Origin of the sequence: Novosphingobium sp. KA1 (genome assembly GCF_017309955.1) — a bacterium.
In the GTDB taxonomy this organism is placed as follows: Bacteria; Pseudomonadota; Alphaproteobacteria; order Sphingomonadales; family Sphingomonadaceae; genus Novosphingobium.
Map to the genome: position 1 here is coordinate 185413 of NZ_CP021248.1, position 18694 is coordinate 204106.

An 18694-nucleotide genomic window follows, 5' to 3' on the forward strand; every position below is an offset into this window, starting at 1 on the left:
GCGCGGGGGGCCTTGGGCGCATGCCGCCCGAGGCGGTCCTTGCCCGCTTCAGGCGGTCGCGGTCGGCCGCCTCATGTGGAATTCGTTTTCGGGGCTGATCGCGAAATAGCTGGTGGGGCCGCCGGCGCGCAGGATCGGCTCGGCGCGGGCGGTCTGGTAGACGCCGTCCTCCAGCAGCGCGCGGTCGATATGGACCCCCACCACTTCGCCGAGCACCAGCCAGGTCTGCACCGTGCTGCCGTCGCGGCCTTCGAGCTGGACCATTTGCGTCAGCATGCATTCGAACGAGACCGGGCTTTCGGCAACCCGCGGGGCCGCGATCAGCCGGCTGGGCGCGCTGGTCAGTCCGGCGAAGGCGAATTCGTCGCGCTCGGGGGGCAGGGGGGCGCAACTGCGGTTCATCGGCTCGGCCAGCGTGCGTGTGGCGAGGTTCCATACGAAGGCACCGGTCGCGGCGATGTTGGCGACCGTGTCCTTCCAGCCGATCGAGGCGAAACCGATGATCGGCGGATGATAGTTGAAGGCATTGAAGAAGCTGTAGGGGGCAAGGTTGGGCACGCCGCCGGCCGAGAGCGACGAGATCCAGCCGATCGGCCGCGGGCCGATGATCGCGTTGAAGGGATCGTGGGCGAGGCCGTGGCCCTGCTCGGGCTCGTAGAAATGCCAGCGGCTGTCATCCATCGGGCGTGCTTTCCTGCGCAAAGGGGGGAGGAGTGCGGCCTGCTATGATCCCCCCGGCGGCCTTCGGCAAGTCAGCCCGGTCTTGGCGTGGCTTCGAAAAAGATCGTCTCGATCGGCAGGCCGAACAGGCGGGCGATCGCGAAGGCCAGCGACAGCGAGGGATCGTGGCGGGCGTTCTCGATGAGGTTGATGGTCTGGCGCGAGGCGCCGACCTGGCTGGCCAGCGCGGCCTGGGTCAGACCGTGCTGGCTGCGCAATTCTCGCAGTCGGTTGTGCATCATGGCCTCTCCCGGATGAATGGACGGCGGCGGGCGCCGTGTCAGGCGTCTGCGGTCTGGGTGTCCGTGCCCTGCCGCCAGAACATCGCGAAACCGAACAGGCTCAGCAGGCAGAGGCCGAACCAGGTGGCGGCGTAAGTCAGGTGGTTGTTGGGGAAGGCGACGATGGTGAGCCCGCCGCGCGGCCAGGCGCTGGCGCCGGGGGCCGAAACGGAGGGCGCCTCGGCGTCGATGAAATAGGGGGCCATGGCGGGGAGGCCGCGCGCCCGGGCGATGGCGGCAACGTCGCGCGCGTACCAGCGGTCCTGGTCCGGCCGGTTGGCGCGCAGGAAACGGCCTTCCGGCTCGCTCATGCGCAGCAGGCCGGTGACCCGGACCGTGCCGGTGGGCAGGCTCTGCGGGCGGGCGCTGCGCGGGGCCAGGCGTTCGGGCACGAAGCCGCGATTGACGAGGATCAGGGTGCCGTCGGCCTGTTCCAGCGGGGTCATCACCCAGTAGCCGGGGCCGAACTCGGTGGCGGTCCGGACCAAAGTCTCGCGGGCATTGAGGAAGTGGCCGGTGGTCACGACGCGGCGGTACTGGTCCTTTGCCGCCGAGACGCCGCCCCATGCGGAAGGGGGCGGCGGCGGGGCCGGCTCTGCGTGGATGCGGGTCTCGACCGCCTCGATCAGGGCCAGCTTCCAGACGCGGCGCTCGAGCTGCCAGACCCCGAGCGCCGCAAAGGCAGCGGCAGCGAACAGGGAAATGGCCAGCATCACGATCCGCTTGGCGTTCGATGTTCGCTGCATGGCCTAATCCACTTGGCTCAGTGCACCGAGCCGTCCATCGGACCGCCCGGCATCGGCATCATGTTGGCGTTGAGGTGGTACATGACCCAGATCGAACCGGCGATCGTCAGCACGACGATGATCGTCGTGAACAGGAACGCCAGCAGCGTCCAGCCACCTTCGGAACGGGTGTCGAGGTGGAGGAAGCAGAGCACGTGGACGACGATCTGGATGAACCCGAGCGCGAAGATGATCGGCGCGATGATGCCCCGGTCGGGCAGCACGTTGGTCATCACCAGCAGGAACGGGATCGCCGTCAGCACGATCGAGAGGATGGAGCCGGCGCGATAGGCCGCCCGGCTGCCGTGAGAGCTGCCATGGTCACCGGCGTGACCATGGGCGACAGGGTGCGAGGAGGTGCTCAACGGATCACTCCATACAGGTAGACGAAGGTGAAGACCCCGATCCAGATGATGTCGAGGAAGTGCCAGAACATCGAAAGGCACATCACGCGGCGCTTCATCGCCTCGCTCAGGCCCTGCGAGCCAAGCTGGATCAGCAGCGTGGCGATCCAGATCAGGCCGACGGTGACGTGGGCCCCGTGGGTGCCCACCAGCGCGAAGAACGAGGACAGGAACGCGCTGCGGTCCGGCCCCGCGCCTTCGGCGATCATATGCGAGAACTCGTAGAGTTCGACGCCCACGAACGCGGCGCCGAGCAGGCCGGTGATGGCCAGCCAGAAGCGCGTCGGACCCACCCGGCCCGCTTCCATGTGCGGGATCGCCTGGCCGAAGGTGATCGACGAGGCGAGCAGGAACGCGGTGTTGAGCGCGACCAGCGGCAGATCGAAGATCTGCCGTGGTCCGGGGCCGCCCGCGAAGGCGGTGCTCACCACGCCGAACATGGCGAAGAGCGAGGCGAAGATGAGCGCGTCGCTCATCAGGTAGATCCAGAAGCCGAGCCCGGTGGGGCTGGCGGGGTGTTCCTCTTCCGCGAGGTGCCAGACGACTGGCTCCTCGCGGGCGATCATCACATGCTGCGTCATGGTCAGGCTCCCGCGCCCAGCGGCAGCGGCCGCTTGGCTTCGGTTCGGGCGACTTCATCCTGGGGGATGTAGTAGTCGCGCTTGAAGTTGAAGGTGTGGCCGATGGCGGTGACGAGCAGGCCTGCGAAGGCGAGCGCGGCGAGCCACCAGATGTACCAGATCATCGCGAAGCCGAGCACGGTGGCAAGGCCCGCCAGGATGATCCCGGCCGCGGTGTTCTTGGGCATGTGGATCGGCTGGAAGCCCGAAGCCGGACGGCGATAGCCGCGCGTCTTCATGTCGTGCCAGGCGTCGAGGTCGTGGACCACCGGCGTCACCGCGAAGTTGTAGGCCGGCGGCGGCGAGCTGGTCGACCATTCGAGCGTGCGGCCATTCCACGGATCGCCCGTGGTATCGGCCAGCTGCTTGCGCTTCACGAAGCCCATGACGATGCTCATCACGAAGCCCAGCACGCCGATCAGGATGACCACGGCACCGATCAGCGCCACGATGAAGTAGGGCTGGATGCTGGGGTCGTCGAAGTGGTTGACGCGGCGCGTGTTGCCCATCAGGCCGACGATGTAGATCGGCGTCCAGGCCAGCCAGTAGCCGATCACCCAGCCCCAGAAGCCGACCTTGCCCCACCACGGGTCGAGCTTGAAGCCGAAGGCCTTGGGGAACCAGTAGACCATGCCGGCGAAGAGGCCGAAGACGACGCCGCCGATGATGGTGTTGTGGAAGTGGGCAACCAGGAACAGCGAGTTGTGCAGCACGAAGTCCGCCGGCGGAATGGCGAGGAGCACGCCGGTCATGCCGCCGACCACGAAGGTGATCATGAAGGCGACCACCCACATCATCGGCACGTCGTAGCGGATGTCACCCTTGTACATGGTGAACAGCCAGTTGAAGACCTTGGCGCCGGTGGGGATGGCGATCACCATCGTGGCGATGCCGAAGAAGCTGTTGACCGAGGGACCGGCACCCATCGTGAAGAAGTGGTGCAGCCAGACGAGGTAGGACAGGATGGTGATGACGACGGTCGCGTAGACCATCGAGTTGTAGCCGAACAGGCGCTTGCCCGTGAAGGTGGAGGTGATTTCCGAATAGATGCCGAAGGCGGGCAGGATCAGGACGTAGACCTCGGGGTGACCCCAGATCCACACCATGTTCCAGTACATCATCGGCGCGCCGCCGAGTTCGTTGGTGAAGAAGTGGGTGCCGACGTAGCGGTCGAGCATCAGCAGGAAGAAGGCGGCGGTAAGCGCGGGGAAGATGGCGATGGCCAGCACGTTGGAGCACAGCGCCGTCCAGGTGAAGACGGGCATCTTCATCATGGTCATGCCGGGGGCGCGCATCTTGACGATGGTGGCGACCATGTTGATCGCCGACAGCGTGGTACCCACGCCCGCGATCTGCAGCGACCACAAGTAGTAGTCGACGCCGGTATCGGGGCTATAGGCCAGTTCCGCCAGCGGTGCGTAGGACAGCCAGCCGGTACGCGCGAACTCGCCGACGAACAGCGAGATCATGGTCAGCACCGCGCCCGAGACCGTCAGCCAGAAGCTGAGGTTGTTGAGGAACGGGAAGGCCACGTCGCGCGCGCCGATCTGCAGCGGCATCACGAAGTTGATCAGGCCCACCACCAGCGGGATCGCCACGAAGAAGATCATGATCGTGCCGTGCGCGGTGAAGATCTGGTCGTAGTGCGACGGCGGCAGGTAGCCGGGGTTGGAGCCGAAGGCGATCGCCTGCTGCAGGCGCATCATCAGCGCGTCGGCAAAGCCGCGCAGCAGCATGATGATGCCCAGGATAATGTACATGATGCCGATCTTCTTGTGATCGACGCTGGTGAACCACTCCTTCCAGAGATAGCCCCACAGCCCGAAGCGGGTGACCGCCCCGACCACGCCAAGCCCGAGCAGGACAACGACGATGAAGGTGCCGAGCAATATCGGCTCGTGAAATGGTAGGGACTCCCAACTCAGGCGTCCGAACACGGTTTTTGCTAACGTGTCTGTCATGATGGTTCCGATAGGGCGAGGTCAGGCCCGCTCTGCGCGCACGGCGCCGGGGAGGAGGAGGGTGTCGGTTGCGGAGACTTTGGGATCACGCGCTGCGGCGGGTTCGGCCTTGGCCGCCTTGGGGGCCGCCTTGGGGGCCAGCTTGCCGTCCTTGTCGTCGCAGGTCGCGGGGCGTTCGCCCATGTGCATCTTGCCGGCCAGCATGTCGCGCCGCATGACGTCGATCATGCAGGGCTTGCCGGGCTCGGCGCAGGCATTGACGATGCGGTCGAACAGACCGGCCTGGACCGAGGAATAGCGCACGACCGGGGCCTTGGTGGTCGGCTTGGTGAGCGCGACGTAAGTCTCGGTCGAAAGCGGGGTGCCCTTGGCCTTGGCCTCGGCGATCCAGCTGTCGAACCCGGCCTTGGTGACGCCGCGCAGCTTGAAGCGCATGTCGGAATAACCGGCGCCGGTGTAGTTGCCCGAATAGCCCCAGCTGTCGCCGGTCTTGTTGAGCACGGCGTTCAGCTCCGAACGCATCGTCGGCATCGCATAGATCATGCCGGCCAGCGTCGGCGCGGAGAAGGTGTTGAACTGGTCGGTGGAGGTGATCGAGAAGCGCACCGGCACGTCGACCGGCAGCGCGAGTTCGTTGACCGTGGCGACGCCGAGGTCGGGGTAGATGAACAGCCACTTCCAGTCCATGGCGACGACCTGGACGTTGAGCGGCTTGGTACCGGCGGGAATGGGCTTGCCCGGGGCGATGCGTTCGAGCGGGCGGAAGGGATCGAGCTGGTGGGTGGAGGCCCAGGTGACGGCGCCCAGGATGGTGATGATGGCGAGCGGGCAGGCCCAGATCACCAGTTCAAGGGTTGTGGAATGATGGAACTCGGGATCGTAGTCCTTGTTGGGATTACCGCGACGGTATTTCCAGGCGAAGGCCACGGTCAGCGCGATCACCGGAACGATGATCAGCAGCATCAGTCCCAGTGACAACAGGATGAGGTTGCGCTGCTGCATGGCGATATCGCCTGTTGGGTTCATCACGACCATGTCGCAGCCACCCAGCAGCATGGGCAGCATAGCGACCGATAGGCACAAGGCCCGGCGAGGGTGTCTGGAGGTTGGAGGTTGCATGCGCAACGCGCTAGGCGCGAATCTTCTGCAATCGTTTGATCTCGATCAAGGAGTCCCGATTTTCCTAGGTGAAACCGATATTTGACGGTGGTCAATGTGGAAGCCGGGCGCGGCGTTATGCCTTCGCCTCATGCAACATCTGGCCATGCCTCAATGGCTGTCGCGCACGGCAGCAAGATCAAACATGATCGATGATGAAGACATCGTCGATCTGGTGATGGATCATGCGCGAATACGAAAGATCTGCGAGGCGCTTACTGTCATTGTCGCCGATTTTGTCGTCGGCAAGCCGTGCGAGATACGGACGTTCATCGCGCATGAACTGGAATCCGCCTTCGATCGGCGGGTCAGGCTGGCGGACGATGTGCTCAATACGCTGTTCGGCGGCAGCCCGGCGGCCTGCGAGGATTCGATCCTGGCGGTGATCCTGCGCCGGCAGATCCGCGACGCGCTCGACGCGCAGGAACTGGGCAGCCTCCTGCGCCTCGATCCCGATGCGGTGGCGCTGCGGGAACTGCACCGGCTGGTCAGCGATCTCCAGGAAAACGCGCGCCATACCCTGCACCTCGAGGCGCTCTCGCTGCTGACCCTGCTCGACGAACGGCTGACCGGCCGGGCCCGCCAGTCGCTGCGCGGGCTGCTGCACCACGGCGCGGAAAGCGGTCTGGCCTGAGAGCCCGTTTGAAATTCGCCTTTCGGGCATTTCAAACAGCCTCTGCGGCCGGCAGGCGGGCTTCAGGCGCCGTGGGGATCGAGCAGTCCGGCCGCGGCCACCACCAGCACGACGGCAAGGCCGCAGGCCATCTCCAGCACCAGCGAGCGGGCCAGTCGCCGCGCGGCGCCGGGCATCCGTGCTTCGAGCGCGGGCACGAGGATCCAGCGATTGCGCGCGGCCAGCCCCAGCATCAGCGCGAACAGCACGATCTTCAGCGCGATCAGGCGGGGCCAGGACCCCGACGGCCAGCTGCCGCCGCTGATCAGCCAGGCGTTGGTCGCCCCGGTCACCAGCAGCACGGCCACGACCAGCGTGCCGGTGCGGGCAAAGGCGGCGAGGCTGTGGGCCACGCCGGCCTCCCGCCCGTTGCCGCGCATGTCCGCCAGGAACGCAAGCATCGCCCCCAGCCAGAGTGCGGCGGCGGCCAGGTGGAGCACGTCGCCCGCGCGCAGCAGGTCGCCGCCAAGGGCTTCACCGGCTCCGGCATGACCCGCCCAGGCGGCGCTGGCGAGCGCGGCCAGTGCCGGGGGGGCCAGCAGTGAGGGGGCGGGGCGCAGGACGAGGGCGGCCACGAACAGCGCCAGCGCCGCGGCGCGAACGGTGAGCAGCGTGCCCAGCGGAGTGGCGCCGATCACGGCGGTGAATGTCTCGCGGTCGAGCTCGGCCAGCGGGATTGCCGCCATCGCCGCGACATTGGCCATTGCCCACCACAGCGATGCCGCTGCCGCGCCGGCGGCGAGCACCGCCAGGGCGAGGCGGGCGGGCGTGCCGAAGCGGGCCCCGGCCGCGGACCGGGGCCCTTCGATCAGGGCGTGGAACGGCAGGCCCGCGGCCATCAGCAACAGCGCATAACTGACGAAGCGCGCGGCGACGAGACTGCCGTTTTCCATCGGCTCAGCGAACCGTGAAGCTGTAGGAGCCTTCGATGCGGTGCTGGTCGGCGGCAACCGCGTGCCAGGTCAGCTGGTAGGTGCCGGTCGGCAGCGGACGCGGGAGGGCGACGGTCATCGTCTTGCCCTTGGCCTTGGCGGTGATGCCCTTGATCGGCATCGGCTGATGGTTGGCCATGCCGGGCATGCCGGTCATCACCAGGTCGATGCCCGAAAGCGGGGCAACGAGGTCTTCCGAGAAAGTCAGCGCGATCGAGGTCGGCTTGGCGACCGCCGAATTGGCGGCAGGCGTGGCGCTCAGCAGCTTGGGGTGGGCAAGGGCAACGGCGGGAACGGCGGCAACCGCGAGAATGGCGGCGGCAAGTGCAGGAAAACGCATGTGGGGGCTCCGATCCTTGAGGTCCGGGCGAACGAGCTTGCCCGGACTTGCAGGAACCCATACGCAGGGCGGGACGGGCATCCCTCAAGCCCGGCGCAAATTTTTCGACGCGACGATGAGGGATGACGCTGCGCCCGCGCGTATCGGCGGGTGAGAAGCGAAATACGACAGGCAGACGGGAACAGGCCGATGAACGAAGTGGACCAGATGTTCGCGCTCTTGCGCGGCGAACCGCTGCCCGGCGCGCTGGGCGGGATCGACGGCGCGGTCATGGCCGGCCTCGCCTCCGGGCGGGAACGCCGGGCGGTGCGCCGCGGACTGGTGCTTGCCTGCAGCGTGGCGGCGGTGGTCGGGCTGTGGGGCGGCCTCGCCTTGCCGGTCCCCGCTTTCGAACGGGATCACGGGCACGGCGAGCCGCTGCTGGGCATGCCGGCCGCAGCGCCGTCGCACTTGCTGGCCAGCTGACCGATGCGCAGCGGCTATCGGTACGTTCTGGTCGCGCTTGCGGCGTTTCTGGTCGCTCTAGGGGCGCTTTGGCTGGGGCAGGCGCTGCGGGGCGAGGAGCCTCAGGAAAGCCGCATCCATGTGCTGCTGCACCGTGAGCTGGACCTCGATTCCGGGCAGAAACAGAGGATCGAAGCGCTGGAGCGGGGTTTTGCCGCCCGTCGCAGCCAGCTGGAAGGCGAACTGCGCGCCGCCAATGCCGATCTCGCCCGCGCCATCGAGCATGAACATGCCTATGGCCCGGACGTGGAAAAGGCAGTCGATCGCTCGCACATGGCCATGGGCGAATTGCAGAAGGCGACCCTCCAGCACGTCTTCGCGATGCGCGCCGTATTGCGCCCGGAGCAGACCGGCCGCTTCGACAAGGCCGTCGCCGAAGCCCTGACCAAGCCGCAGGACTGACCCGGCGTGGCCGCGCCGCAAGGGGACGAAAAAGCCGCCGTCGCGGCCGCGCTTGCCGGGCGCCAGGCGGGCTTCACCGCGCTCATGGACGCCCACCGCGACGCCGTGTTCCGCATGGTGCGCGGCCACCTCGGCAATGAGGCGGACGCGCTGGACGTGACGCAGGAGAGCTTCGTCGCCGCCTTCCTTGCCCTGCATCGCTACGATCCGGCCCGGCCCTTCCGCGGCTGGATCCTGCGCATCGCCCTCAACAAGTGTCACGACTGGGCGCGGCGCCGCAAGGTTCGGCGATTTTTCGCCTTTGCGCTGCCGATCGAGGAGGCCGCGGGGGTTGCGGATGAGGGCCACGATCCCGAGCAGGCCCTGGCCTCGCGCAGGGAAGTGGCGCGCATCCACGCCGATATCGCCGCATTGCCCGATGCCTTGAAGGAGCCGCTGCTGCTCTGTGCGCTGGAGGGCCTGTCGCAGGAAGAGGCTGCCGCGATCCTCGGCATCAGCCGCAAGGCCGTGGAAACGCGGATCTATCGTGCGCGCAGGCATCTTGCACATTGGAACGGGGTAGGGAATAGTGATGCGGGCGGCGGCGATCCATGACGGGTACAGGGGGCGGCGTGCAACCGTTGGCAGGATTGTGCATTGAGGAATCCGGGGCGCACGAAATTTGTCGTATAATAGATAGAATTTATGGAAAATTCGATCGATTAAACCCTTAGGCCAATCCAAGCGTCTATTTTAGAGACAGCGCGGTGCGCTAACGAGGATCGCAGATGGACACCCCCCGCCATTCCCCCGTGGCCAAGCGAAGTACCGGAGCGATGGTCGCAATTTCTGCGATGACGCTCGGTGCGGCGGTGAGCTTGTGGGTTGCCGCGGGTGCCTTGAACAGCCGGGAGTCCCAGCGCCAGGTCGAGCAAGTGCGCGGTGCGATCTCCCGTGCGCGGCATAATTCCGACGAACAGGCCAAGGCGCTGGGCCAGCGGCATGAACTTGCCCGTCAGCTGGCCGCCAACGGGCCCGATGGTGCGGCTGAATGGCTCGACGAGGAACTGGGCCAGCCGGCCACGGCAACGGTGAGCACGAAGACGGTCCTGATCGCCGGGCGTGACGGCGCCATCTACGGTTTTGCCGAAGGCGGTCGCCTGTCCACCCGCGAGATGGAGCCCCTGGCCCAGTCGGTCTCGGACATGGTCCATGCTGGCGGGGCGACCACCGATGTCCGCAACATCAACGGCGTTCCTGCCGTTGTCTCCGCCGCGCCGATCGCGCCGCCTGCCCCGATTCCCGGGGGCGAGGGCAGCGCGCTGAAGCTGGTCACGTTCACCTACTTCGATGACCCCACGATCGCCCGCTGGGCCAATGCGTTCATGCTGGAGCGGCTGGCGCTGCTGTCGCCGCGCCGACCCGTGCCGGCCGGCTGGCGGCAGGTCAGGCTGGCCGGAAACGGCGGCGAAACCATCGGCAGGATGGCCTGGCAGCCCGACCGTCCCGGCGATGTCCTGACGCGCTACATCCTGCCTGCCGAACTGGTGTTCGGGGCCATCGTCCTCGCCTTGTTCTGGGGCATGGCGCACCGGGCGCGGACTTCGACGACGCGGGTGAACTATCTCGAGCGGTTCGATCCGACCACGGGTCTTGTCAACCGCGCGACGTTCATGATGCGGCTCGACCAGATTGCCGGCAATCACCCCTGCCAGTTGCTCCGGCTCGACATCGATGATTTCAGCGCGATCAACGATGCGTTCGGCCTGCCCGGCGGGGACGAGGTCATTCGGGAATTCAGCAAGCGGCTGGTCAAGGTGTTCAGCGCCGACCGCTGCCTGATCGCCCGGCTCGATGGCGACGAATTCGCCATTCTCGTGCTTGGGGCGGGCCAGATCCATTCGCTGGGCCCCAAGGCGACGCAGGTCTTTGTCGAGAAGCGGCGGCGCGGTCATCCTACCACGACCATCACGCTGTCCGCGGGCATCGCCGCGGCCCCCGAACATGGCCATACCGCCGAAGACCTCATGCAGAACGCCGACATCGCGCTGGGTGCGGCCAAGGCGGCGGGATCGGCCCATCACGTCATCTTCGATCCGGCGCTGGGCCAGGCGTTCAAGTCGCGCAAGGATCTCGAAGCGCAGATGAAGCAGGCCATCGACGAACAGGGCTTCGAACTGTTCTACCAGCCCATCGTCGATCTGCGCACGATGCGTCCCAACGGGGTCGAGGCGCTGCTGCGCCTGAAGCAGGGCGCCTCGGCCACACCGGCGGAATTTGTGCCGGTCATCGAGAAGCTGGGGCTGATGCCGCAGCTCGGCGGCTGGATCATCGCGCAGGCCTTTGCCGACAGCCGCAAGTGGCTGGGGCTGAAGACGTCGATCAACCTGTCGCCGCTTCAGCTTGAAAATCCGGCGCTGCTCGACCAGATCGACTTCCACCGCGCCCGCTACAACGTCAGCCCGGCCTCGATCGGGTTCGAGATCACCGAAGGCATTCTCCTCGCCGATTCCGACACCGTCCGCAGCAATCTCGTCGGTCTGCGCCAGCGCGGTTATACGCTGGCGCTGGACGATTTCGGCACCGGCTACTCGTCGCTCAGCTACCTGTCGGAGTTCGACATCCAGCGCCTGAAGCTCGACAAGAGTTTTGTCAGCGGAGGCCGCACCCAGAGCGAACGCAGCGCTGCGCTGGTCCGCGGGGTCATCGACATCTGCCACCGCCTCGGGATCCAGGTCGTGGCGGAAGGCATCGAGGAAGAGGAAGAGGCCCGCATCCTCCAGGACTGGTCGTGCGACTATGCGCAGGGCTATCATTTCGGGCGCCCCGCCCCGGTATGGGCAACCAAGCGCACGATTGCCATGCTGCGGCAGAAGGTTGCCGAAAGCGAAGTGGCCGAAGGCCCGGAGCAGCGTTTGACGATTGTCTGACGCCGGGGCTCCCCATCGCCGCAACCGGGGGTGGGGCACTTGCAGCGGTGTTTTTTGACGATTGCGTGAGGGATACCTGCCAAGGGCGCGTATCCCATGCATGATGCCGAACGACAGTTTCCATCGCTCCCTGCTGCAGCGCAGGCGTTTCCTGGCCCTTGGCGGCGCCTTTGCGGGCAGCCTCGGCATGGCGGGCCTGTTCCCGGCATGGGCGAGGAGCGGCACGCCGGGGATCGTCCACGCCAGCACCGATTCCGGCATTCTTTCGGGCAATTCCATCGCGCTGCAGATCGGGGAGAGCCACTTTTCGACCGGTGGCCGTTCGGGGCACGCGGTAACCGTCAACGGCACGCTGCCCGCCCCGCTGTTGCGCCTGCGTGAAGGCGAAAAGGTGCGGATCGCCGTCACCAACCGCCTGAAAGAGCAGACCTCGATCCACTGGCACGGGCTGCTGGTGCCGTTCCAGATGGACGGCGTTCCGGGCGTGAGCTTCCCCGGCATCGATCCCGGCGAGACGTTCGTCTACGAGTTCCCGCTCATCCAGTCGGGCACGTACTGGTATCACTCGCACTCGGGCATGCAGGAGGCGGAAGGGCTGCTTGGTCCGATCGTCATCGATCCTGCCGGCGCCGATCCGATCACCTGCGACCGTGAGCATGTGCTGGTGCTGTCGGACTGGAGCCCGATCCATCCGCACGAACAGATGCGCCGCCTGAAGATGATGGGCGGCTATTTCAACCGCCAGCGCCAAACGCTGTCGGGACTGCTCGCGGGCAAGGACCAGTCGCTGGCCGACCGCCTCGCCTGGGCCAAGATGCGCATGGACGCGACCGACATCTCGGACGTGACCGGCTCGACCTACAGCTTCCTCGTCAACGGCCACGGCAATGCGGAGAACTGGACCGGGCTTTTTGCACCGGGCGAGAAAGTGCGGCTGCGCGTCATCAATGCGTCGGCGATGACCAACTTCAACTTCCGCATTCCCGGCCTGCCGCTGACCGTGGTGGCGGCGGACGGCAATCCTGTGCAGCCGGTCGAGACCGATGAAGTGCAGATCGCGATTGCCGAGACTTACGACTTCATCGTCGAGCCCGGTTCGGCGGAAAGCTACGGCGTGATCGCCGAGGCTATCGACCGCTCCGGCCAGGTCCGCGCGACACTGGCGCAGCGGGTGGGCCTTGTCGGAGAAACGCCGAAGCTGCGCGAGCGGCCGGTGCTCACCATGCGCGACATGGGCATGGACATGGAGGGGATGGACATGGGCGAGGGCGGCGTGATCGACCTCAGCAAGCCTGCCAACAGTTCGATGAGCGGCCATTCGATGTCGATGCGCGATCCTTCCGTCGCGCCGGGAGTGAAGATGGGGCCGGGCGTCGCCACGCTCTCGCCGATGCCGGTGGACCGGCTTGCCGACCGCCCGACCGGGCTGGAAAGCGCCGACCACCGCGTGCTGACGTATGCCGACTTGCGCTCGCGCGACCCCAATCCCGATCCGCGCGTGCCGAGCCGCCAGATCGACGTGCATCTGACCGCCAACATGGAACGGTACATGTGGTCGATGGACGGCGAGGCGATGTCGGAAAATCCGGCGCCGATCCCGTTCCGTCTGGGCGAGCGCGTACGCGTCAATCTCGTCAACGACACGATGATGCCGCACCCGATCCACATCCACGGCCACTTCTTCGAACTGGTCAGCGGCGAGCCGGGAAACCGCGCGCGCAAGCACACCATCAACGTGCTGCCGGGCGGAAAGGCCTCGTTCGATCTCACGGCCGATGCCGAGGGCGACTGGGCGTTTCACTGTCACATGCTTCTGCACATGCATGCGGGGATGATGCGCGTGGTGACGGTGCGCCGGGAGGGAGAAGCCTGATGGCTCGGTTCTTCCCGGTCCTCACCTCGCTGCTGCTGGCGACCTCCCCTTTGGCCGTGCAAGCGCAGGAGGCTAGTTCCACACCGCCTCAAGCCGACGAACATGCCGGAATGGATCATGGCAGCATGGACCATTCGCAGATGGACATGTCCGGCATGGACATGAGCGCGCCGGATATGAAGGGCATGGATCACTCGGCCCACGCCATGCCCGCAAGCACGGTCTCCGACGAGCCGGGTGATGCCCCGCCGCCACCGGTGCCGACCGACTTTCCTGCGCAGCGCTTCTTCACGCCCGATCGCATGGCGGCGTCGCGCGCGGCGATGGTGAAGGAGATGAAGTTCAGCACCTTCGCCCTTCAGGTCGATCAACTGGAATTCCGCACCGGCAAGGGCGGCGACGGTTTCGGCTGGGAAGGGCAGGCCTGGTACGGCGGCGATATCGACCGGATCGTGCTCGCCAGCGAGGGTGAGGGCACGTTCGGTGAACGGGCCGAACGCATCGAACTGGGAGCCTACTGGCGTCACGCGCTCGATCCCTGGTTCAACCTGCAACTCGGCATGCGGCAGGACTTCCGGCCCGATCCGCAGCGCACTTACGCGCTGGTCGGCATCGAGGGGCTGGCACCTTACTGGTTCGAACTGCAAGGTCAGTTGCTCGTCTCGAACAAGGGTGATGTCCACGCACGCGGCAAGGCAGGCTATACGCAGCGCATCACCCAGTCACTGGTGGTCGAACCTGAAGCCGAGGTGGATTTCGCGTTTCAGGACGTTCCGGCGCTGAACGTCGGTGCAGGCTTTGAGCGGATCGAACTGGGAGCAAGGCTTCGCTACGAGCGCAATCGCTCACTAGCACCTTACGTGGGCGTAAATTGGGAGCGTAAGCTTGGCGGAACCGCCCGGATTGCGCGGGATGCGGGTAAGGGTGTGTCTGGCATCTCGGCGGTTTTCGGCGTGCGTGCGATGTTTTGATTGCGGCGCTAAATCGTATTGGAATGGGCGCGATTTGTAATGATTGCGTACCCCCGCAACCACTGATACCGACAATGGCGGAGCAAGAGACCCGGATATGAAGGCCATTCCGGCCGTTTCGTGTTGTGATGCCCATTCCATAATAGCTCCGAACTCGCCGTGAAGCGTGGCAGTCATCTCGCCACGTTTAGCTCCGGGAAACAGTATGACGCGCTCGATCAGACCGCGAATGGCACATGCGGCTTCATCCCGTTCAGACGGATGCTGCAGCGCCTCCGCTAGGCGTTCGACTTTCTTCCGGTAGAATTCCGCAATGTTCGGGTGGATGTCCGGGGTAACATGAGGCGCCTCGCTCATGCGCGCCCGTATGGCATCTTCCTGTGCTTCCAACGCCAGCAGCTTATCGATCAGACCCCGTGTCGACTCACCATCGGCTGCCATGTTCACCAGACGCTCTATGGCCTTCACGACCTTTTTTAGTTCCGCCTTGTCGGAAATCCCTGCGGCGCGCTGCTGTTGATTGAGCCGGTTGGTTTCCTCGACATAGGCATGAATCGCTTCAGCAACAATCTCGGGAGCCATCAACCGGTGGCGCAGACCTTCGAGTACACGCGCCTCAAGCACTTCGCGTTTTATCGAACGAGCGTTTGAGCACGAGCGCCGGCTAGCATGCGCCGAACATGCGAAACGATCCTGTCCGCGCAGAGATACCGGGCCATTACACGCTCCGCAGACGAGCAGACCGGATAGCAACGACTTTGGACGCCGCTGCATATGCAGTTTTGCCGCTGCGTTCTCGCCTTCGATGGAACTAGTGAACTCAATTCGCTGCGAGGTTTGGCGCGCCTTCACAGCCTGCCACAAGTCGTCATCGATAATTCTGAGTTCGGCGACTTCTGCTGTAATCCACTCGGACTGAGGATTGAGGCGTGAGACGCGCTTACCGGTCTGAGGATTCTTCAGATAACGTTGCCGGTTCCAGACGATCCGGCCGATATAGAGCTCGTTGTTAAGGAGGCCAGTTCCGCGCTTGGTGTGTCCGCGTAGTGTAGTGGCCCCCCAGAGCTTACCAAATGGGCCCGGAACTCTCTCTGCGTTGAGCCGCTTGGCTATCGCTAACGGGCTAATGCCGTTCGCATAGTCACGAAATACGCGGCGGATGACCTCGGCTTCTGCTAGGTTGATTGTGCGCTCGCCGCGGATCGGTTCGCCACCAGCGTCAAGGCGCCTCACCAGATCGTAGCCGTAGGACAGGCCGCCGCCAGCCTTTCCCTTCTCGACCCGCCCACGCAAGCCGCGATGTGTCTTCTTCGCAAGATCCTTCAAGAACAGCGCGTTCATCGTGCCCTTGAGGCCGACATGGAGTTCGGAGATTTCGCCTTCGACGAGAGTGACGATGGTTATGCCGGCAAACTGCAGATGTTTGAAAAGTGTCGCGATGTCGGCCTGGTCACGGGAGATACGATCAAGTGCTTCCGCCAGCAGAAGATCGAACTTCCCCGTCCTGGCATCTTCGAGCAATTGTTGAATGCCTGGACGCAGAGTCACGCTCGATCCGGAAATGGCGGCGTCCATGTAGCTTCCGATCACGCGCCAGCCTTCTCTGGCGGCGTGTTCATGGCAAATGCGCAGTTGGTCTTCAATCGATGATGGACTTTGCCGGTCGGTGGAGTACCGGGCATAGAGCGCAGTGCGGATCATGAAATAGCTCCCGACAGCGGAAGGCCGTCATGCACGCATGACGCCTGCGGCGCCCTTTCCCCCTACGGTTTATTGATTGCGGGTTTCTCTTGGTCGTGAGGCGGAGGTTGTGTCGCGTTTAACTCGCGGGCGATCTGGCGTCCCAGCAGGCGAGCAAGGCAAACCAGGGCATCACGAGTTCGGTTTTGCTGCTCGTCAGCAGGTTCGGGGGCACCATCAATGCCCGCGTCAGTCTCCGGGCGGATCAACGCGCACACCTGTAGGTTCGCAGTCCGGCAAAAGGCTTCTGATTCGTGCACGCTTTGGTGGGCCAGCTCTTCAAATAGTGGCTGACTTCAGCGTCTCGAGGCGCAGTCGACCCAAGGGCTCGGAAGGTGCCGAGTACCTCTCCGAAAAGAGCGAAAGTGTCCAAACTTCGTCGGAGAACGGACATGGAAAACCTACTGTCGAAGAGGCGATCTGTCAGCAATGGGGGCGCGTGATTGAACTTCAAGAGGCTCCAAAGGAAGGCCTTTTCTTGGAATCGTCCACCCGAGTTCCAAGGCGTACACAGGGGCTTTGATGGCTTCGAAAAAAATTTTCACCGACTGGTGCGGATGATTTCGAAAAGGCTTTCAAGATAACGCGATGTCCATTCGCCTATTCTCACCTTTTTATGGGCTGTCCAATGCATGCTCTGGCGCGGAGCATTCATCTGGTCAGTAAAGCCAAGTAAAAAGTACGGAAATGGACACGCGATAATTGCAGTTATCATATAAGCATATTTGACGTCTCTTTATAGAAGGTGTCGGTTTCAGGATACGACCGGACTCCCCGCCACCGCTGAATTTTCGCTACCAGCCCCGCAAGAATACGGCCGGATTCAGGGAAGAATACCGCCGGCCGCCAATGTGCTGCGCGGCAGAGTTCCGGCATTTTCAGGGGCACTTCCTGGCGGTATCCGCAGGCTACGGCCGGCCGGGGCAGGGGCCTCTCTCAAGTTCCGTACACTCGGCTAAAATGAACGGGGCGGTAGACGCCTGTCCTACTGAGGGGTGATGGTCAAAGGCAGCTTACGCGTCTACCTTACGGGGGCAACCGAACGGTTGACCTCGTTAGATGGATTGTGACAGATGCCCCTTATTGGCTACGCCCGCGTATCGACGGACGAACAGGACACGTCTGCGCAGCTCGGTGAGCTTCAGCGCGTGGGCTGCGCAACCATATTTGAGGACCGGGCCAGCGGTGGCAGCCGGAGCCGACCTAAACTAGCCAGCGCGCTCGCAGCGGTAGGGCAGGGGGACACCCTTGTGGTTGTGCGGATTGATCGCCTCGCACGATCGTTGTCGCATTTGCTCGAAATGGTTGAAGGGCTTCGTGCGAAGGGGGCGTATTTTCGCTCGATCAACGATCCGATCGACACCAGCAGCCCGCAAGGCATGCTGATGACACAGATGCTGGGCGCCTTTGCAGAGTTCGAACGCGCGCTTATTAGGGAGCGTACGCGCGCTGGCCTCAAAGCGGCAGTTGCCCGCGGCGCTAAGCCGGGAAATCCGAAAATGCGCGCCCGGGATCCGTCAGCAATCGATGCCTTGCGTCACACCCTGAGAGAAAAGCATCTCCACGATCTGATCGATGGGCGGCGGGGTTGGCTGCCGCTCGTTGAGCGCCTGCGCCCGCAGTTGCCCTGGGCGGTGGTGTTGCGGCACATTCGGTCGATCAAGCCCCCGGTGCGTTCGTTTTCTGAACGCACGCTGGTGAAGGCGTGCCGAACGCTTGTTGATGCAGGCTATGCAAATCCTGTGATCCTTGAGACGGCGCCGCGCCTTTCGAATGATAGTCGCGTTGCCCTACTCGTTGCGGACAAGCTCAGGAGCGAGCCAGACGCGACGCTGCGCGGCATTGCGGCTTGGTTAAGTAAGGATTTGCGAGAGCCAACGCCGCGAGGGGGGATGCAATGGTCACCTGAGGGCGTGAGACGAGTCATTGCGCAGGCGCAAGGCCTAGGCATTCTTCCTGATAGATCGGCGGCCCGGGGAATTCGCGAATGAGCGTAGGAGAGCGAGCACGAGATCAGAATTCCGTTAGCGGCCCGGTGCCTGCCTCGAGCGGATCAAACAGCCCGATCCTGACGTAATTTGGGACTTCACGGTCGTTCCCGAGCGCGACCGTGAATGACGCGTTTCGCCGAAACCTGACATTGGCGGATACGCACCCCAAGGTCATCCCGCGTTCGGTTATTGGTCGGCTCGCGCCGTCAAACCGCGAGACTGCATCCACTAGATTAGTTCGTCGCACTAGTGGGCGCTAGTGGTCCCCTTCGGGTTCAGATAGACCCCGTGCGAAAGCGCTCATAGATGTGAAGCTCGGCCGACGCTACTGCCTCCCGCCAAGCTTTATAGAATTGCACAGGAGTTCGCCATTTACTCGTCGTCCGCCGCCACGACAATGAACGTAGGCGGCGCATCGGCGGGAACCGGC

General features: G+C 64.5%; 17 protein-coding genes and 1 pseudogene. 8 read left to right on the forward strand and 10 right to left on the reverse strand.

From position 1 onward, the window contains the following. Positions 1–48: 48 nt before the first annotated feature. The 7 genes from CA833_RS18525 to cyoA form a co-directional block, all read right to left on the reverse strand. Positions 49–681 carry a flavin reductase family protein gene (locus tag CA833_RS18525; protein WP_207080758.1) on the reverse strand — a complete coding sequence of 211 codons (633 nt, stop codon included), beginning with the start codon at positions 679–681 and terminating at the stop codon, positions 49–51. A 71-nt stretch (positions 682–752) separates the two neighbouring features. Beyond that, the gene (locus tag CA833_RS18530; RefSeq protein ID WP_312846184.1) at positions 753–962 is read right to left on the reverse strand and encodes a helix-turn-helix transcriptional regulator; all 210 of its coding nucleotides are present in this window, start codon (positions 960–962) and stop codon (positions 753–755) included. Between the two features lie 38 nt (positions 963–1000). Further along, a complete protein-coding gene (locus CA833_RS18535; protein ID WP_207080759.1) occupies positions 1001–1747 on the reverse strand; it encodes an SURF1 family protein in 747 nt (248 codons plus the stop codon). Positions 1748–1764: 17 nt separating this feature from the next. Beyond that, a complete protein-coding gene (cyoD, locus tag CA833_RS18540) occupies positions 1765–2151 on the reverse strand; it encodes a cytochrome o ubiquinol oxidase subunit IV (RefSeq protein ID WP_207080760.1) in 387 nt (128 codons plus the stop codon). After that, positions 2148–2771, reverse strand: coding sequence for a cytochrome o ubiquinol oxidase subunit III (gene cyoC, locus CA833_RS18545; protein ID WP_142638274.1), 624 nt, complete (start codon positions 2769–2771; stop codon positions 2148–2150). The genes cyoD and cyoC overlap by 4 nt, the downstream gene beginning before the upstream one ends. Positions 2772–2773: 2 nt before the next feature. Next, positions 2774–4771: a cytochrome o ubiquinol oxidase subunit I gene (gene cyoB, locus CA833_RS18550; protein ID WP_142638276.1), complete on the reverse strand. Its 1998-nt coding sequence runs from the start codon at positions 4769–4771 to the stop codon at positions 2774–2776. 21 nt (positions 4772–4792) lie between these two features. Next, positions 4793–5836 carry a ubiquinol oxidase subunit II gene (cyoA, locus tag CA833_RS18555; protein ID WP_242526529.1) on the reverse strand — a complete coding sequence of 348 codons (1044 nt, stop codon included), beginning with the start codon at positions 5834–5836 and terminating at the stop codon, positions 4793–4795. A 238-nt stretch (positions 5837–6074) separates the two neighbouring features. Between cyoA and CA833_RS18560 the strand changes: the two genes are divergently transcribed. Then, positions 6075–6563 (forward strand): hypothetical protein, encoded by a 489-nt coding sequence (locus tag CA833_RS18560; protein WP_207080762.1) that lies wholly within the window; start codon positions 6075–6077, stop codon positions 6561–6563. A gap of 62 nt (positions 6564–6625) precedes the next feature. On the opposite strand, the gene copD is transcribed toward CA833_RS18560, so the two are convergent. Further along, entirely contained in the window at positions 6626–7495 is an 870-nt protein-coding gene (gene copD / locus CA833_RS18565) for a copper homeostasis membrane protein CopD (RefSeq protein ID WP_142638282.1), read from the reverse strand. A 4-nt stretch (positions 7496–7499) separates the two neighbouring features. Further along, a complete protein-coding gene (copC, locus tag CA833_RS18570; RefSeq protein WP_142638284.1) occupies positions 7500–7874 on the reverse strand; it encodes a copper homeostasis periplasmic binding protein CopC in 375 nt (124 codons plus the stop codon). A 189-nt stretch (positions 7875–8063) separates the two neighbouring features. On the opposite strand from copC, the gene CA833_RS18575 reads away from it, so the two are divergent. From CA833_RS18575 to CA833_RS26990, 6 genes are all read left to right on the forward strand, one after another. Continuing rightward, positions 8064–8339 (forward strand): hypothetical protein, encoded by a 276-nt coding sequence (locus tag CA833_RS18575; protein WP_207080763.1) that lies wholly within the window; start codon positions 8064–8066, stop codon positions 8337–8339. 3 nt (positions 8340–8342) lie between these two features. Next, on the forward strand, positions 8343–8780 hold the full coding sequence (locus tag CA833_RS18580) for a Spy/CpxP family protein refolding chaperone (RefSeq protein WP_142638288.1): 438 nt from the start codon (positions 8343–8345) through the stop codon (positions 8778–8780). Between the two features lie 6 nt (positions 8781–8786). After that, positions 8787–9374, forward strand: a complete 588-nt coding sequence (locus tag CA833_RS18585; RefSeq protein WP_242526530.1) for an RNA polymerase sigma factor — start codon at positions 8787–8789, stop codon at positions 9372–9374. A gap of 221 nt (positions 9375–9595) precedes the next feature. Next, positions 9596–11689: a bifunctional diguanylate cyclase/phosphodiesterase gene (locus CA833_RS18590; RefSeq protein WP_207080764.1), complete on the forward strand. Its 2094-nt coding sequence runs from the start codon at positions 9596–9598 to the stop codon at positions 11687–11689. 100 nt (positions 11690–11789) lie between these two features. Then, complete coding sequence (locus CA833_RS18595) at positions 11790–13562, forward strand: copper resistance system multicopper oxidase (RefSeq protein WP_242526531.1); 1773 nt, start codon at positions 11790–11792, stop codon at positions 13560–13562. Continuing rightward, on the forward strand, positions 13562–14533 hold the full coding sequence (locus tag CA833_RS26990; RefSeq protein WP_242526532.1) for a copper resistance protein B: 972 nt from the start codon (positions 13562–13564) through the stop codon (positions 14531–14533). The genes CA833_RS18595 and CA833_RS26990 overlap by 1 nt, the downstream gene beginning before the upstream one ends. A gap of 651 nt (positions 14534–15184) precedes the next feature. Here the strand turns inward: CA833_RS26990 and CA833_RS26995 are convergent. Then, positions 15185–16234 (reverse strand): annotated as a pseudogene (locus CA833_RS26995) (recombinase family protein); the annotation flags it as partial. Between the two features lie 1112 nt (positions 16235–17346). Here CA833_RS26995 and CA833_RS18605 point away from each other — a divergent pair. Beyond that, complete coding sequence (locus CA833_RS18605; RefSeq protein WP_133085124.1) at positions 17347–18264, forward strand: recombinase family protein; 918 nt, start codon at positions 17347–17349, stop codon at positions 18262–18264. The last annotated feature ends 430 nt before the right edge of the window (positions 18265–18694 follow it).